Genomic DNA, 17,494 nt, shown 5'->3' on the forward strand with positions numbered 1-17,494 from the left:
ATATATCTATTAATATATTTTATAATATCTCTAATTTTTATTTACTAAAATATTCAACCACCAAACCATGTTTGTTAGCAAGATACAATGTAATATATTTGTATTCTACTTGTTTGAAACTATTTCAATCAGCGAATTATGGAACATTTTAACGTAAACATCTGTTAATTCTTCAACTGGTACTGTCATGCCTCGTTTAATCCACTGAATTGTAATCCAGCTAATTGAATGACCTAAAAACTCTGCCACAAGCTCCTTGGAGAGCCATTTATAATCAGCCATCTGAACAAGGCTATCTACATCAATATACTTTTGAACAGCATTTGCTACGCATCGATTATATATTTCGTTGAATGAATTCTGTCCCTCAAGCTGCGCAGCTCGCTTATAGAAGTCCTTTTCTCTTGCCATTGTAGTGTGTACGAAAGTGATTGCCTCTTTCAACATACCATTGGATAAAAGAGGATCTATAGGCATAAACAATTCATTGACAGTAATCCATTCAAGTAATTCATATTTATCCTGAAAATGATTGTAGAAGGTAGGGCGAATAACTCCTGCCTTATCAGTGATTTCTTTAATTGTAATTTTCTCAATAGGCTTTGTTTTAGCAAGTTCTTTTAAACTTTCTGCAAGAACAATATCTATTGCATTCTGCGATTGATTATTCATATATCTCCTTAAGAATCCTGGTATTCAACTGTAACATAGAATCCCTTAGGCGTCTCTTTTACGTCTACCACTTTTCCCTCTTTGGCCTTAATACGTTCCAAAGTTGTGTAATTTGCCGACATAGCAAAAGACCTGCCTAACACATAATAATATGAATTAGGCAGCTCGTATTCTGTGATGGAAAGCACATCTCCTATATCAAGGAGACCTGTGCGTTCCATTTTAAATTCCATTTGACCCATTATATATCTTCCTCTCGGGTAATTGTTCCATCTACAACAGAACCTGTTGCTCTTCTAACCTTGTGAACAATACCAAAATCTGCAATTCCATCATAAATAAGCATGATACCAATAGCCTGAACAGCCACCGTTACCAGCTTAAATGCTGCCATAATACAAATAACACCAAGTGCCATTTTTAATGCAGCAAAAATATATGATATCCAAACCCGAGGAGCATGGGCTTTTGTTGCTTCGATTGACATTCCTAAATCCATTACACCATGTACTATAAGAATTACACCAATAGCAATAGGAATGATAGAAACAATTGAAGATGGTGCTTTAAAAATCCATACACCAATTATTGCTAGAATTGCTCCAACAACTATTCCAAGTGCATTCATTCCAAATTCATAAATCTGGCTGATTATCACTAATATTCCAGCCAAAACAATGATACATGCAATAACTCGGCTAATTGTTATTAAACTTTCCTCTGGAAATATCAAAAGCATAATACCAATAATAACACTGAGTAGTGCAGATATTGTAATATTTAGTCTTAGGCTTTTAATTTTCTCTTTCATAATTTATCTCTCTTTTTCTCTGCCCCAGAATCCAATTGCTACTGTACCTGGACCAGTGTGTGCTCCAATAGTAGGACCAATATCGAAAATACGGATTTTTTCTTTCATCTTAGGAAATGCTTCCTCCAGCATATCGGCCATTTCTCTGGCATCATCGTAGCAAACAGAGTGAGTGATGAAGATATTCTGATCATAATCTTCACCATTTTCAATACGCTCTTTTATTGCTGCAAGAGCTGCCTTCTTAACCATCTTTTTACCACGGCACTTCTGCCTTGGAATAAGCTTCCCTTCATCGTTGACATTTAGAAGTGGGCAAATGTTGAGAGCTGTACCAAACCATCCAGAAATCTTTGATACACGACCACCTCTGATAAAGAATGTAAGGTCTGTAGTGAAGAACCATGTGTTCTGATTCTGGATATGATCAGCTGTCCACTTAACTAATTCATCGAAGCTGTAGCCTTCATCACGAAGTGTAGCAAGCTTGTCCATAAATAAGCCATAACCAGCTGAAGCTGTAAGGCTATCAAAAACTACAAGCTTTCTGTCAGGGAACTCTTCTCTAAGCTCTTCTGCAGCGATTCTAGCAGAATTGATAACGCCAGAAATTCCGCTGGCTAGAGTTAAATGGATAACATCCTTTCCCTGCTCTAAAAACTTTCTAAAGTATGCTGAAAACTCATCTGCATTAACCTGCGATGTTTTTGTCATAGCGCCATCTACCATAGCACCATAAAAATCCTGAGGAGACATTGATTTAAATAAATCATCCACATATGGCTTGTCATCTAAATAATAGTGAAAGCAGATATGTTCAATGTCCTTCTCCTTTAAAAACTCTTCTGTCACATCCGCTGTTGAACAGCAGCTAATAATAAAATCTCCCATAAACCATCCTATTCCATAAAATAATTTTCAACCTGTTTGAGTATAACGCAACACATTATTGAATTGCAACACGCCCAATTATTTTAACTGAAGATATTCCTCCAAAATCTGAGTACCTTCTTCGTATTCCAAGTTGTCGTGGGCATTCCTTAAAGTGTCATATAATGCCATTAACTCTTGATTTTTATCACTCTTATCCAACTTTTCAAGTGACTCTTCAATAGCATTAAGATCATATTTATCAAAAGCATCCAGCAGTTCCTTTAGAATATCTGTTACATCTTCATTGGAACTGTCTATTATTTCGATTTGCTCTTCTATGCCATTTGGCGCAAGCTGTGTAAGCTCCTTTGTAGCATCTTCAACTACTTCACACAATGCATTAAGGAATTCATCCATGTGAGCATCAACGTAGCTCCATGTCTCTGACTTTGCTGCCATCTCCATTATCTGAGCCTGCTCAGCAAAAGTCTCTCTGCCTATTTGCTTGCTAACACCACCTATACCGTGAACCTTTACCTTAAACATTTCCTTATCGTTTTTACGATAGTTAGGTAAATTCAAAAGAAGTGGTTGCATTTCCTTTACAAATGCATCCAAGGTCTTTTGGTATACACTGCTGTTTTGACGATTTCGCTTTACAACAGATACAACTGTTTCACTGTCGTTCTTTTCCGCCAAATTCCTTGGCATATATTTATCCATGATTTCCTGAAGCTTTACACCAAGAATTGGCTTGGCCAGGAAATCGCTGAAACCATATTCAGCCACTACATATCTAGCATTTTCTTCGGAATTTGCTGTAACAAGAACTATTGGCACGCTTGAAAACTCACGAATCTTCTTGCATGCCTCGGAACCGCTGATTGGCGTCATCATCTGATCTAAGAATACTAAATCATAATGATTTTTACTAACTTCTTCTATTGCAGATGCACCATCAGGCATGGTGATAACTTCACATTTCCATGGTGCAAGAAACTGCTGCATAATTTCAAGATTGATACGCATATCATCTGCCACAAGCACTCTGGCTCTAGGATAAATGTAATCAACCTTTTCTGGCAATCCATGGAATCCCTGATTTGGATTGAGAAGAGTTCTTCTATTGAGAACACGCTCCATCATGCGCTCGCCACCACACTGCTTCTGGTAAAAATAGCCTTTAAATACAGAGCCTGATATACCATCACTTTCTGCAGTGATTGAACCTCCAAGCTTCGCAATAAGCTGACGGGTAATAGCAAGACCAAGTCCTGTTCCTTCTGTATCTACTCCATCTGCAGATGATACATATTCATTGAATACCTCCTCAAGCTGCTCTGGAGACATTCCCTGGCCTGTATCTGCAATTGAAAAATCAATTCGCACCCTACCATCTTCTAACTCATCAAAGGAAAGTTCAGCATGAATATTTCCTTTTTCAGTAAACTTAACCGCATTAGATAAGATATTTTGAAAAATCTCTCTGACGCGTATTGCATCTCCAAACAAATATCTAGGGTAAGATGATGTGATTGCCAAATTAAAATCTATAGGCTTTGACTGTAAATTAAGGAGTGTTGAATATGCCATATCCTCAATATTGGCATTTACATCATATTGTTTTTCTGTAAACTCAAACTTTCCTGCCTCAAGCTTGCTGTAATCAAGAATTGCATTAACAAGCTCAAGTAAGTTTTCTGAAGCCCTCTTGATATTAGAAATAAGCTTCTTGTTCTTTTCTGAGATATCCTTCTTTGTGGCAAGAATATCGCTTACACCCATAATGGCATGCAAAGGGCTTCTAAGCTCATGGGACATCTGTGCTAAGAACTGGCTCTTTCTTGCAGTTTCTTTCTTGGCATTTGTAGCCTCTTTATGTTCTTGAGTAATATCTACAGCTGAAATGATATAGCCCTTTACTTCTTGTCCCTCTGTAACAGGTGCGTAATGTACTCTATACCATCTTTCGCAGGCATAATACTCGCTGTCATTTCTTTCTCTTTTTACCATGTTTTCTGCAAGGACGAATTTGCTTTCTGTAGTTCCATCCTCAAAAGCAAAACCTATTCCCTGACCATCAGCAAAAAGCTCTAATGCCTTTTGATTGGCATCAATAACATAGAACTCTGAATTCACAAGAGCAATTGGACGTTCAGTTCGATCAAACATCGTCGATTTGAGAATTGTTGCTGTATCCTCAATTCTGTTTGACATAGCAAGCCAGAAGAAAATAACGCAATCAATTGCAAATGCTACAGATCTTATTGCATCCATTCCTAGTAAATAGTCGTGCAAAAAATATCCTGTAATAGCAACTATAAATGCCAAAAGCATGTATCTTCCGACGATAATATCAATTCTGTCAAAATATGCCCTTGATGGTGTTCTCAGCTCAACTATTACTGAAGACATGAATACAAATATTATTGCAAGCATATCTCCATCAACTTGCTTTGGGATTCCAAAATAATACTCTATGAAATCGTATACACATAGAGCAATCATTATGGTAACTGCAATTGTTATTATAACGGCCACATTTTTAGGTGTTTTTATAAACAAGAAATAGAAAAACATCATAAACATGATGACCAATGCACACATATCACATAGCAAATGTAAGAAATCCACTGTATCCTTACTATGCACAAATGGAATAATACACAAATAGAAATCATACACTGTGATGATTCCTGCTATAGTTGGCAGGATTCTGTGTCTGCTAAGATATACGTCATTCGATACTAGCTTTATAAATGTAAAAAAACCAATTGCTACACATACCACATTAATTAGGTATGATAAAGTAAACACCCCGTTCATTATTCAGCATCTCCTCGTCCTGTAATAATTCTCTTCAACTCGGATTTGATAAATGTAGGCTGGAATGGTCTAACTATATAGCCACCAGCTCCCACTTCTCTACACCTCTTTACTGTTTCACTATCATTTAAAGTAGTAACAAACAGAATCGGTATATCCAAGTGTAACTGCTCCCTGATTCTTCTGGCTGTCTCTACGCCATCAAGTCCCGGCATATCAACATCCATTACAATGGCATCAACCGGTTCATTCTTTTCCAGATACTTAAGAGCCTGATTGCCATTTTTTAAAAGAGTCAAGTCGTAGAAGTACTCCAAAATTCCCCTCGCCATTTGGAGATTAGTCATCATGTCATCTACTACCATGACCTTATAACGTTTATAAGCTTGAATCATAACATTACGCTCTTCCTCTGATTCTCGAGAGAAAGAATCTGCACTAGCTGCCGCAACCAAAGTAATATTCAGGTAATCTTTTTCGGTTAGATCGATTGTGGTGCCATCCATAAGTCTGATGATTGGTCGTAAATTGTGGAAGTCACTGTTTTCAACAATAATACAATGTCTACCGTCTGACATAATCATTTCAGTACCCTTAGGATAAAGTGGAACATGCTTGAGAAGCGCCATAACCACGTCCTTATCAAACATTATTCCGCATGCTCCCATCATGTATTCAGAAACCTCATATGCAGAATAAGGATTCTTATACGGCCTCTTTGATAATAGCGCATCAAACACATCTGCCACATGGATGATTTTGGTGTAGTCGGTCATGTCCTCAGCTGTAATCCCTCTAGGATAACCGCTACCGTCAACATTTTCATGGTGAAAAAGCACCGCCACCTTTACATTAGGAGTGACATCCCATCGTTCTTTAATAATATCGTAGCTCATCTGAGCATGGCTTTTCATTATCTGATATTCTTCCTGAGTTAGGCGCCCCTCTTTATTTAAAATCTCACTAGGAATAGACATTTTACCAAGGTCATGAAGGAGTCCGGCCAAAGCCAGTTCTTCAAGAGCCTTTTCGTCATAGTCTAGAGAAAGACCGATAATGGAGCAATACAATGCCACATTGACTGAATGAGAATAAGTATAATCGTCTGTCTCACGCAGGTCATTCATATCAATGGTGATAGAGGCCTTTGAAAGAATCTCCTTAACCATTTCCCTGGCAACTATCATACATCCATCAATATCCTGCCTACGGACACAATCTATACCTTTACCTCGCAAGACTGGCGAGATGATTGGTTCTACTTCGATATCCTTTGAAAGCTCATCTGATATGTATAATCCGTCAAATCCAAGTGATGTCAATCTATCTATGTATTCCTGAGTAAGCTCTGCTTTACCGCCAAGCAAAACTCGCCCATATGAATCAAATACTTCTGAACCAAGCTTCATACCTGGTTCCAACTGTGACATGTTTATATATCTCATAAGACCGCCTTAAAATATTTTATATATTTATATATTATACAACCTTAATTGTAACAAAAAAACCTCAGATTTAAAATCTGAGGTTTAGACGTAACCTTTCCACTATCATTGCTGCTAAAACTCCGATAACAACTCCGGAGATAGTTCCAATGATAACCAAAAATGGCAAATAATAAATCAATCCTGCGGTTTCAAGAACAAGCATAGCCACTATTATTTGTCCTACATTATGAAATACGCCGCCAAGCACACTAACACCTGTGATTGAAAGCTTCTTTGTTTTCATGCCAATAAGCATCATTATGTATGAAAGAGCAGCTCCTGCAATTGAATACATGGTCATAGCAAGATTGCCGAATGTAAGCCCTACCAATAACACTCTTATGATTGATAATACTAGAGCGTCCTTTTTTCCTATTATAAAAAGAGCTACTACCACTGCAAGATTAGCCAGGCCGATTTTAGCCCCAGGAATTCCAATGCTAAATGGAAGCAAAAACTCTATATAAGATAGGACAAAAGCTAGGGCAATAAATAAGCCAAGTAATGCCACCTTATTTGTTTTCATAATCTATACCTCAAGATTATTAATGGGTTGAACCATCAATATCTCTTTCCTCACCATTAACAATTTCAGCTATCAATCCATTAGGAAGACAAACTATCATTTCCTTTGAGTAATGAATATGCATGTGATTTACGCAGATTTGATCTGGACAGCTTGCTTCTGAAATCTGTGCCTCTCCATCCTTTATCTCAAGGACATTATAAGAACCATCTTCAAATTCTATCCTTTCGGTAGTGTCCTTATTAAGCGGATACTTGCCGTATTCCACTCCATCTATAGTAACTAATACATAAGCCTGATTTGCAGTGCTATATTTTTGATACAAGCTCATTCCAAACCAAAATACTACCGCTACCGCAAGAACAGTTACTATTAGTTTTAAATCATTTTTCTTCATAATTACTCTACAATACTTTCTTCAAAATTGTCGGAATAATAAATATTCCCTTCGTGGTCCACCCACATAGCCTCAACTCCGTCGTGGCTGTTTACAAATTCCAAGCCTTCTTCCAAGGTCATATTATACACTGCGGTAGAAAATGCATCTGCCATTCCTGAATCATCTGTAAGAATAGAAACCTGTCCAAATGTATCAGATGGGAAAAGTGTGTCAGGATTGATGATATGACAATAAACTTTTCCATCAACTTCATAGAATCGCTGATAATCACCACTTGAAACTACACACTGTCCATCCTGAATCTCTACAGTTTTGATATATTCCTGTTCACCATCCAAATCTGGATTTTGAATGCCAAGCTTAAAATTAGTACCATCGATTCTACCACCGATACCCTGTACATTTCCACCTAAACTAAGAAGGATATTATTCATACCCTGCTCACGTGCGTACTCTAAAGTCTTTTGAACCGCATACCCCTTTGCAGTGCTTCCCACATCAAGTGACATCTCAGGGTCTGAAAGATACACCGTGTTATTTTCATCATCAATAATGAGATTGTTGATATCAGTATGCTCTGCTGCAGCCTGAAGTTCTTCCATCTCAGGAAGTGTAGCACGCTCAGGATCATCCATACCAATTTCTCTGTGACGATGCCAAATAGAAAGCACTGAACCCATGGCAATATTAACTCGGCCGTCAGTTTCATAGTACATCTCCTGGCTGAATTTAAGCATATCGATGATAGCCTGATCAACCTCAACTGGCGCAACACCTGCATTGTCGTTGATTGTCTTTATATTGTTTATACCTTCATAATCGTTATAGATATCATAAAGATTGTTGTAAATGATAAGCTGGTCCTTAAGTTGCTGAGCCATCTTGGCGAATTCCTCTTCTGAATCAGCATAACCAACAATCTCTGTCCTTGTATCGAATATATCTAAGAATGTGGCATTATACTTGGTCTTTTCTGTAAGAGCATTGCCCTGACCATCGCCTCCAAACTTCTTTATAAATACTATAAAAGCAATCAATACGACTATTGCTAAACATCCAAATATCTTTTTCTTATCCATATTATACTCACTAACAAAAAAATAGAGGGAGTGTAGTAAATACACTCCCTACATTACAAATTGTAAATTAATTACTGTGCACTTGCAACAGCCTTTGTGATTGCTGTGTTGAAATCAGTAACGTGGATTGTTACAGATGCAGTTAAGTCAGCCTCTGTAGCAACGCCTTCTTCGATTGCAATACCGTTTACTTCATCGATTGTCTTTCCAACTGTGTAATCAGCATATGCCTGAGCCTGCTCATACCATTCCTTACCGATTGCAGAAACGCGCTTCATACCGTAGTCTTCACCAAGTTCATTCTTGCTTAATGTATCTGCTGACTTGTCAGATGTGATAACGCCCTTAGTATCGAAAGAAATCTTAGCCTGAACTACATCAAGACGTGAGCTTGTGATTACTCCCTCACCATTTAATGTAAGAACAGAAATTGTTGTATCAGCTTCAGCTAAACCATCCATATCTGAAGTTGCATCTGCTGAACTAGAAATGCTTGTTGTAAGACCAAGACCAAGCTTGTCTCCTTCTGCTGCACCACCAGCTACTGCTGTGTACATAGCCTCAACAACAGCTGACTGGAAGCTTGTTACGTTGATAGATACAGAAGCTGCAAGATCTTCATCACCAGCTTTTCCTTCTGTGATTGCCATGTCTTTAATATCAGAAGCTGTCTTACCTACTGCCCATGCAGCGAAAGCATCAGCCTGCTCATACCATTCCTTACCAATTGCTGAAGCTGGCTTCATACCATAATCGTCGCCAAGCTCTCTCTTTGAAGGATACTCTGCGTTAAGATCAGATGTAATCTTACCATCTGCACTGAAGCCAATCTTTGTCTGAGCGATATCGATTACGCACTCAACGATTGCACCATTAGAATCAACAGTTACAGCAGCGATTGTTGTATCAGCCTCAGCTGTACCATCAGCACTTGCTGTAGCATCAGTTGAGCTGTTGATTGATACGCTTGTACCAATACCTGTAAGAAGTTCACCTTCTGCAGCTACTGGAGCTTCTCCTGTCCATTTTGATTCTGTTGTCTCAGTTGCCTGAGTCTGCTCTGTTGCAGCCTCATCTGTAGAACCGCAGCCTACAAATAATGATGCTGAAAGAGCACCTGCGCACATAAGTGCTACTAAACTCTTTTTCATCTTTTCATTCCTTTCCTTAATACCTTTTGATGAAATATATATTTGTGGTAAAAACCAACCAAATATCAACGAGGGATTTAATTGTACCATATTTGATTGAGCACTACAATAAAATCTTGTTTAAATTTTAACAAACACCACTTTCCGTAAAGTGTCATTTATTATTTCTAGATATAACAAAGCAGCACTAAGTCCCGCTAAACCTAGTGCTGCTATAGTATTATGGAAGGATATGAAAAAGAAGATTATTATTATTTCTTTAATCTTATGCTGACTACTGAGCAAGCTGGCAGTGTAACCTTCAGTCCATCTGAAGTCTTGCTGTAGTCCTTAAACTCTAGTTCCTTTACAACCTCTGGATTATCAAAGGTGTTGTGATCAGCCATCTTTCCTGTTACATAAACAGCCTCGCATACGTTGTAAGCGCCGCCATCCTTTGTAAGCTGAACATCAACATCCTCTGATGATTCAAGAGAGTTGTTTGTTAGGGTAATAGTAATAACGCCATCTGCATCCTCTGATACAGACTCGAAAATCTTTGGAAGTTCATTCTTGCCAGCGCCTACTGTTCCGCCGTTAAGTAAGTCTGAGCCAAGAAGTGTTGCTCCCTGGTGATGACGATACATCTTGAATACATAATATGTAGGAGTCTTGATCATCTTTTCACCATCTGTAAGCATTACTGACTGAAGCACGTTAATCATTTGAGCGATACATGCCATCTTTACTCTGTCTGAATGCTTGTTAAAGATGTTCAAATTCATACCTGCAACAAGAGCGTCACGCATTGTGTTTTGCTGATATAAGAATCCTGGATTTGTACCTGGCTCAACATCTGTCCAAATACCCCACTCATCAATCATAAGACCGATTTTCTTTTCTGGGTCATATTGATCCATGATTGCACCATGATTGTTAATCAGCTCTTCCATAAAGTAGCTACGCTTCAATGTCTGATAGAATACTTCCTCAGTGAAGTCTGTAGCGCTTCCTTTGACATTCCAATCGTCCTCTGTCTCTGGAAGAGTGTAATAATGAAGAGAAAGACCATCCATGAATCCATGGAATTGTTCTGGTGTGTGGTCAAAGCATGTATTAAGAACTTCCTTTGTCCAATGATAATCATCCACATTAGGGCCACAGCAAATCTTTGCTATTGGCTTGTTTCCATTGTAGTTTCTAACGTATGTCTGATAACGTCTATACTCATCTGCATAGTGCTGAGGTCTCATATTGCCGCCGCAACCCCAGTTTTCATTACCAACTCCAAGATAGTCAACCACCCATGGCTCCTCATGTCCGTTCTCTTTTCTGAGATCAGCCATTGGAGAAACACCGTTGAATGTCATATATTCCACCCATTCGCTCATTTCGCGAACAGTACCAGAACCTAAATTTGCATTGACGTAAGTCTTACAGCCAAGCTGTCTACAAAGCTCGAAGAACTCGTGAGTACCGAAGCTATTATCCTCAACTACTCCACCCCAGTGAGTGTTAATCATCTTCTTGCGCTTTTCCTTTGGACCAATTCCGTCCATCCAGTGATACTCGTCAGCGAAGCAACCGCCTGGCCAACGAAGTACTGGAACCTTCATCTCTTTAAGAGCTTCTACAACGTCTGTACGCATTCCGTTTACATTAGGAATATCGCTATTTTCTCCAACATATAAGCCCTCATAAATACAACGTCCCAAGTGCTCAGAAAAATGTCCATAGATTTCTGGAGCAATGGTGCTCTTCTTGTTTTCGTTATTAATAACTAATTTAGCCACTGGCTATCCTCCATTCCGCCTGTTACACTCACAAGCATTATGAATTCTCCGCTCAGTTATTCTTCGCTTGAGAATTATAATAGCTTGTTAGTTACAGGCTCATCTAAATTTTTTAGCCTTTTACCGCACCTGCAGTCATTCCATCGATAATGTACTTCTGGAAAATAAGGAAGATTATGAAGATTGGTAAAATTCCAAACATTGATCCAGCAATAAGTACATCGTAGTTGTTGCCGTATGGTGTAAGCAATGTATTAAGTCCGATTGGAAGTGTAAACTTCTCTGCTCCCTTGAGTACTAAGAGTGGCCACAGAATTGCATTCCATGAACCCATTGCGCAAAGGATACCCATTGAAGCAAATGCAGGCTTTGCAAGAGGAAGGATGATTCTCACTGAAATGCCATATTCTGAACATCCATCAATTCTTGCTGCATCAAGCAAATCCTTTGGCAGTCCTGATAAGTACTGCTTGAAGAAGAAGATTGTAGATGCGCCGCAGATACCTATGATGATTACACCTGTGTAAGTATCAATAAGCTTTAATGCAATAATTTCCTTGTAAAGTGGAAGCATTAAGATTTCGAAAGGTACCATCATTGTTGCAAGTACGATTGTGAAAAGTAGATTTTTGAATCTGAACTCATACATTGTCAGTCCATATGCAACAAAGTAACAAACTATCAAAGTAAGTGCTACCGAAATAATGGTAATTAATAACGAATTCTTGTACCACATGAAATATTTAATACTGTCAGCATTGCCGCTGAATAAGTATTTGTAGTTATCAAGGTTCATTGTAGAAGGGTTCAAATCAATTGAAAGACCTCTACGAATAAGCTCTGTACCAGGTCTGAATGAAGCAAGTAAACCTGCAAATACAGGGAAAATAATGATTAAACATAGGATTACAAAAAATCCTGTTCCAAGTATTGTGCCTACCGTTCTCTTAGGAGTGCCAGACATTGTCTTTTGCTTTGACATATTAATCCTCTCCCTTCTTGAATGTTCCGTTGAATATAAGCTGAGCAAAGTTGATGATAAGAGCAACGATAAGAAGTACTACACCTACTGCACATGCATAACCCATATCATTCTTCTCAATACCACGCTTGTACAAATATCCAACAATTGTAAGTCCAATATTGTTTGGTGATGAATTTCCTGCCCATAACATGTATGACTCCAGGAACATTGCAAGACCGGCATATACTGAAATTGTAAGTACATAAACTGTTGTTGGCTTAAGAAGAGGAAGTGTTACGAACTTGAACTTCTGCCAACCTGTAGCTCCATCAATATCGGCTGCTTCATATAAAGAGCTGTCGATTGATTTAAGACCTGACAAGAAGTAAAGCATGTTTACACCTGTCCATCTCCAGCAAGCTACGATTAAGAGGGCGAGCATACCTGACCAGCCCATCTTTAACCATTTATATGTTCCAAGGCCTAAAGCCGCTGTAATCATATTCATCTGACCTGTTGTATACTCAGTAAACATCAGGCGGAAAAGTGTACCAGAAATAACAACTGATGTTAATGCTGGCATGTATAAAATTGCCTTCCATACACCCTTTGCCTTTACCAAATGACTATCAAGCAAAACTGCAAAAAGCATAGGGAATGGAATTAATAATACTAATGTAAAGAACATGTATTTCACACTGTTCCATACAGCAATATGAAATACCTTATCCTGTAATAGCTTTGAATAGTTAGCAAACCCAACCCATTCTGATTTAATAGCCCCAATATCCTGAAAGCTCATTGTGAAAGCTGTGATAAGAGGATAAACCCAAAAGAAGAAAAAACTTAATACAAAAGGTAAAACAAAAACGTATGGTGCCACCTTCTGAGAATATAAAAAGTTCTTGATTTTCATAATGCACCTTTCTCCATCTTTTAAAATAGGGCCGCCTAAGCGGCCCTTAGTTATAAATTCCTACTGCTCCATATCAATTGCATCCTGTGCTTCCTGAAGTGCATCATCAATTGAGTAATCTGGATCTTCAAGTACTTCGTTAAGTGTTGTTGTGCAGAAGTACTCATTGATTGTTGGGCTGATAGAAACTACTGAAATCTTTCCAATGTTGTCCATTCCGATTTCAGCTAAAACATCATATGGATAGTTGATGAAGAACTGGTTGTACTGGTTGTTCTCATCATGTGCGAATGCATCATCTGTCCAAAGAGCTGCGTTACAAACGTCAAATCCAAGTGTATCCCAGATGTGCTGCTCGCCTTCTTCTGACATCTTTGCCCAGCAAAGGAACTCTGCTGCAAGATCAATATTCTGAGACTGCTGTGTAACAACTGTACCTGTACCACCAATACCTACAGAACAAATCTGGCCTTCCTCGAATACAGGGCACTTAGCAATGTACCAGTTGCCTGCTTCATCTGGCATGTAGTTTGTGAAACGTGACATATACCACATTGCCTTAGGGAATGAAACGATGTTTCTATCCATAATGTTCTGGAAGCCTGCCTCAAGGTCAACATGTCCGTCTGGAGAAACCTCTGCAAGACCTGACTTTAACCAATCCTGCTGCATTGAAAGCATGTTCTTAACTGAATCAAGCTGAACGTTTGCTGGATTATCGAAACCGCCTGTCCAGTCATCACCGTACTCAGCCATTGCAATCCAGAGCCAGTCAACTCCGCCTGTATCAACTGATGTCCAGTACTTACCTTCCTCAGTAACATTTCCTAAGTACTCTTCACCAAGCGCTGCATAATCATCCCAAGTCTTAACTGCATCAATCTTAGCAATTACTTCATCCTGTGTAAGTCCCATAGCTTCTGACATTGCAGCTACGTTGTAGTACATTACTGTAGCACCTACGTGGTATGGAGCTCCGTAGTAGTTACCATCCTCACCCTGATATGTTTCCATTCTTGATGTAACCATTGTATCAAGGTAATCAGCAGCGTAATCATTTAATGGTACAAGCCACTGATCAAGACCTTCAACTACGTTAGGGAACTGACCAACTTCTACGTCACAGATATCTGGAGCACCTGTGCCAGCCTCAAGAGCTGTAAGAAGCTTTGTGTGCATATCGCCATATGGATATGTTGTACATGTAATTTCGATTGTGTTGTCTGGATGCTGCTTGTTCCACTCCTCAGCCATAACACCGTAGTGCTGACCGTGAAGCTCAACGAATGTCCACATCTCTAAGTGTGTACCATTTGGATCACCAAATGTGTTTGTTACGACCTCAGATTCTGCTGTTTCCTCAGCAGCTTCTTCTTCTGTAGCAGCATCAGGATCTACCCCACCTTCTGAAGCGCCACCGCAACCAGCGAATAAACTAGCTGCCATTGATGTGCAAAGAAGTGCACTAATCAATTTCTTCTTCATTCTTCTCCTCCTTTTGTAAAAAAGAAATGTTGTAATTGTTTCAAGCTTTTATAAATAGTACAATTAACTGAGGCTTGGTAGTTAATCAACATATTTTTCTAAAAGCTCAATAACTATTATGGTTTAATTATAACCTGCCACTTCAGCAAGTCAATGATTATTTTAGTTTTTTCTAAACTATTTTGGATGTTCTTTTAATATTCACAAAAAAGACACGGATGATTTAGCAATTATTAACAAGTTGTTTGTCAATTCAGGCTTTCAAGTGTATATTTTCATTAATAATTTTATCTTTTGCTAAAATAATAGAATTCTAAAGCTCAACTATATTGACACCCATTTTGTTAAATTTTATAATTAAGAGTAATATTTTAAGAAATCATAAAAAGGAGAAACGTTATGATACACATAACTTCCCTGGATGATGGAGTCGAGCTTTTTAAAGCTTTAGGTTCTGATGTTCGTATTCAGATTCTAAACATACTATTAGAAAACGACCGCATGAGCATGAACCAACTTGCTACTCAGCTAAATCTTAGCAACGGCGCTCTCACTGGTCACATTAAAAAGCTTGAAGAATGCGGACTCATCTCCACTTCTAACGAATCTGCCAGTCACGGCAATTCAAAGCTATGCTCAGTAATTCAAGACAAAATAGTCATAGAAATAGAAAAACCACTTGATTTAGCAAACGTATCTACTACAGATATTAAAGTGGGACAGTTTTCAAAATACGATATTTGCCCTACCTGTGGCCTTGCAAACAGTGCATCTGTTATTGGTGAAATCGATGATGCAAGATACTTTGCTCATCCAGATCACTTCAACGCAGATATCCTGTGGTTCACAAAAGGCTACGTAGAGTACGCTTTGCCAAATCTCGTTCCTAGCAACAACAATATCACTCAGATTTCCATCTCATTTGAGATTTCATCTGAAGCTCCTGGTATTGATAACAATTGGCCAAGTGATATCTCTTTTTCAATCAACGATCAAAAGGTTGGTATGTGGACTAGCCCTGGAGATTTCGGTGGTGAAATACTTGGAATGTTTACACCTGACTGGTGGCCACCAAACTGGAATCAGTATGGCCTTTTAAAGCTTCTTGTAGTAAATAAGTTTGGTACATATATCGATGGTCTTCAGATTTCAGATGTTACTATAGACGATTTGAAGCTCAAACCTGGACAGCCACTTGATTTCCGCATCGCCGTTGAAGACGACGCAGAACACATTGGTGGTGTCACACTGTTTGGTAAGACATTTGGTAACTATGGTCAGGATATCAGAGTATCCATCAACTATAGCCCTATCAATTAAATATCTACCACGATTTACGTGGACAATGGGCAGCCTTCATGGCTGCCCTTAATTCTACATAGCATCCACAGGACATGCATGTACCTGCATTTAGCTGGACGCAATTTTTACAGAGGGCCAGGCGGCGCTCATATTCATCATCGTCCACCTGGTCCTGTGCTTTAAGTTCATTTTTGTATTTTTCAATCATTTCAGCATCTGCTCTTGTCATATCTCTAAGCAGACATCTTGCACAAACTCTGTTTTCAATCATAATTAAACACTGGTCTTCCATCCTGCCAATCAAACTTCATAAGCATTGCATGGCGATTTGGATTGTAAAGTGGGTCTCCCACAATCTCTGTTTCTGTTCTAGCGTGATAAACCAGGATATCATTGCCCTCTTCATCTACTGTAAATGAATTGTGACCTGGTCCATATACCACATGCTCTGGCGATGAAGCAAGAACTGGATAACGCTCCTTCTTCCAAGATAATGGATCAAGCAAATCACTATCTGCATCTGCTGTCAGCATACCCATGCAATAGTTAATACCTGTATCACTTGCAGAGTAAGTAACGAAAATCTTGCCGTTGCGCTGAAGTACTGCAGGGCCTTCATTTACCCAATAGCCATGACGTTCCCAGTCATAGTCAGGTGTAGTAAGAAGTACCTGTTCTGTTTCTAACGTATATCCGTTTTTCATTCTGGCAATATAAAGGTTAGAAATCTGCTTGCCTACGCTAACTTTCTCTGCCCAAATATAATACCATTTTCCATCATTTTCGAATACTGTTGCATCCAGAGAAAATGCCTCAAATGAAAACTCATCACTATCAGCTCTTGTCATTTTGCCCTTTTCAATCCACTCGTCATGAATAGGGTCATCTCCCTGACACTCAAGGACATATGGACGAATCTTCCAAATATCCTCTACCTCTCCACCTGCATAGTAAATGTACCATTTACCAAAAAGATAATGTAGTTCAGGAGCCCAAATGTGCTTAGACATTGGGCCACTTTCATGCTTATGCCAAATTTCCACTTCCCCAGCGACCCTAAGGCCCTCCAATGTGTCGCTTACACGCAACACAATTTTATCGTATTCAGGCACAGAGGCAGTAAAGTAATACTTGCCATCTGTGTGTCTGTATACATATGGATCTGCTCTCTGCAAAATCCATGGTTTGTTATATTCAAAATTTTTGTCCATTTTCACTCTCCGCCTAAAC

17 protein-coding genes are annotated in these 17,494 nt (G+C 38.8%); 1 reads left to right on the forward strand and 16 read right to left on the reverse strand.

All coding sequences use genetic code 11. The annotated features are described in order from the left end of the window. Positions 1 to 105 precede the first annotated feature (105 nt). From BO15_RS0111875 to BO15_RS0111940, 14 genes are all read right to left on the reverse strand, one after another. A complete protein-coding gene (locus BO15_RS0111875) occupies positions 106 to 672 on the reverse strand; it encodes a TetR/AcrR family transcriptional regulator C-terminal domain-containing protein (protein WP_033154500.1) in 567 nt (188 codons plus the stop codon). A gap of 8 nt (positions 673 to 680) precedes the next feature. Next, the gene (locus BO15_RS0111880) at positions 681 to 914 is read right to left on the reverse strand and encodes a hypothetical protein (RefSeq protein ID WP_033154501.1); all 234 of its coding nucleotides are present in this window, start codon (positions 912 to 914) and stop codon (positions 681 to 683) included. Continuing rightward, positions 914 to 1,483 (reverse strand): HdeD family acid-resistance protein, encoded by a 570-nt coding sequence (locus BO15_RS0111885; protein WP_052169916.1) that lies wholly within the window; start codon positions 1,481 to 1,483, stop codon positions 914 to 916. The genes BO15_RS0111880 and BO15_RS0111885 overlap by 1 nt, the downstream gene beginning before the upstream one ends. 3 nt (positions 1,484 to 1,486) lie before the next feature. Next, positions 1,487 to 2,374 carry a DegV family protein gene (locus BO15_RS0111890; protein WP_033154502.1) on the reverse strand — a complete coding sequence of 296 codons (888 nt, stop codon included), beginning with the start codon at positions 2,372 to 2,374 and terminating at the stop codon, positions 1,487 to 1,489. 78 nt (positions 2,375 to 2,452) lie between these two features. Then, on the reverse strand, positions 2,453 to 5,182 hold the full coding sequence (locus BO15_RS0111895; protein ID WP_033154503.1) for a response regulator: 2,730 nt from the start codon (positions 5,180 to 5,182) through the stop codon (positions 2,453 to 2,455). Next, a complete protein-coding gene (locus BO15_RS0111900) occupies positions 5,182 to 6,612 on the reverse strand; it encodes an HD domain-containing phosphohydrolase (protein WP_242843767.1) in 1,431 nt (476 codons plus the stop codon). The genes BO15_RS0111895 and BO15_RS0111900 overlap by 1 nt, the downstream gene beginning before the upstream one ends. Positions 6,613 to 6,697: 85 nt before the next feature. After that, entirely contained in the window at positions 6,698 to 7,195 is a 498-nt protein-coding gene (locus BO15_RS0111905) for a Gx transporter family protein (protein ID WP_033154505.1), read from the reverse strand. Positions 7,196 to 7,214: 19 nt separating this feature from the next. Then, on the reverse strand, positions 7,215 to 7,592 hold the full coding sequence (locus tag BO15_RS0111910) for a NusG domain II-containing protein (protein WP_033154506.1): 378 nt from the start codon (positions 7,590 to 7,592) through the stop codon (positions 7,215 to 7,217). A 2-nt stretch (positions 7,593 to 7,594) separates the two neighbouring features. Then, a complete protein-coding gene (locus BO15_RS0111915; protein ID WP_033154507.1) occupies positions 7,595 to 8,674 on the reverse strand; it encodes an FAD:protein FMN transferase in 1,080 nt (359 codons plus the stop codon). A 71-nt stretch (positions 8,675 to 8,745) separates the two neighbouring features. Next, positions 8,746 to 9,825 carry a hypothetical protein gene (locus BO15_RS0111920; RefSeq protein ID WP_033154508.1) on the reverse strand — a complete coding sequence of 360 codons (1,080 nt, stop codon included), beginning with the start codon at positions 9,823 to 9,825 and terminating at the stop codon, positions 8,746 to 8,748. A 251-nt stretch (positions 9,826 to 10,076) separates the two neighbouring features. Further along, positions 10,077 to 11,597 carry an alpha-N-arabinofuranosidase gene (locus BO15_RS0111925; protein WP_033154509.1) on the reverse strand — a complete coding sequence of 507 codons (1,521 nt, stop codon included), beginning with the start codon at positions 11,595 to 11,597 and terminating at the stop codon, positions 10,077 to 10,079. Positions 11,598 to 11,709: 112 nt separating this feature from the next. Next, positions 11,710 to 12,579 carry a carbohydrate ABC transporter permease gene (locus BO15_RS0111930; protein WP_081828665.1) on the reverse strand — a complete coding sequence of 290 codons (870 nt, stop codon included), beginning with the start codon at positions 12,577 to 12,579 and terminating at the stop codon, positions 11,710 to 11,712. A 1-nt stretch (position 12,580) separates the two neighbouring features. Then, positions 12,581 to 13,477, reverse strand: coding sequence for a carbohydrate ABC transporter permease (locus BO15_RS0111935; protein ID WP_033154510.1), 897 nt, complete (start codon positions 13,475 to 13,477; stop codon positions 12,581 to 12,583). A gap of 60 nt (positions 13,478 to 13,537) precedes the next feature. Continuing rightward, positions 13,538 to 14,962: an ABC transporter substrate-binding protein gene (locus BO15_RS0111940; protein WP_033154511.1), complete on the reverse strand. Its 1,425-nt coding sequence runs from the start codon at positions 14,960 to 14,962 to the stop codon at positions 13,538 to 13,540. 399 nt (positions 14,963 to 15,361) lie between these two features. Here BO15_RS0111940 and BO15_RS0111945 point away from each other — a divergent pair, with 399 nt between their 5' ends. Continuing rightward, positions 15,362 to 16,282, forward strand: a complete 921-nt coding sequence (locus BO15_RS0111945) for an ArsR/SmtB family transcription factor (protein WP_033154512.1) — start codon at positions 15,362 to 15,364, stop codon at positions 16,280 to 16,282. A 4-nt stretch (positions 16,283 to 16,286) separates the two neighbouring features. Here BO15_RS0111945 and BO15_RS0111950 read toward each other — a convergent pair whose 3' ends face one another. Together BO15_RS0111950 and BO15_RS0111955 are read right to left on the reverse strand one after the other, a co-directional pair. Next, positions 16,287 to 16,535, reverse strand: a complete 249-nt coding sequence (locus BO15_RS0111950) for a DUF6171 family protein (protein WP_033154513.1) — start codon at positions 16,533 to 16,535, stop codon at positions 16,287 to 16,289. After that, positions 16,528 to 17,475, reverse strand: a complete 948-nt coding sequence (locus BO15_RS0111955) for a family 43 glycosylhydrolase (protein ID WP_033154514.1) — start codon at positions 17,473 to 17,475, stop codon at positions 16,528 to 16,530. Before BO15_RS0111955 ends, BO15_RS0111950 begins: the two co-directional genes overlap by 8 nt. Positions 17,476 to 17,494: the final 19 nt, after the last annotated feature.

The sequence above is a fragment of the Pseudobutyrivibrio ruminis HUN009 genome, from assembly GCF_000703005.1.
Classification (GTDB): Bacteria; Bacillota; Clostridia; order Lachnospirales; family Lachnospiraceae; genus Pseudobutyrivibrio; species Pseudobutyrivibrio ruminis_A.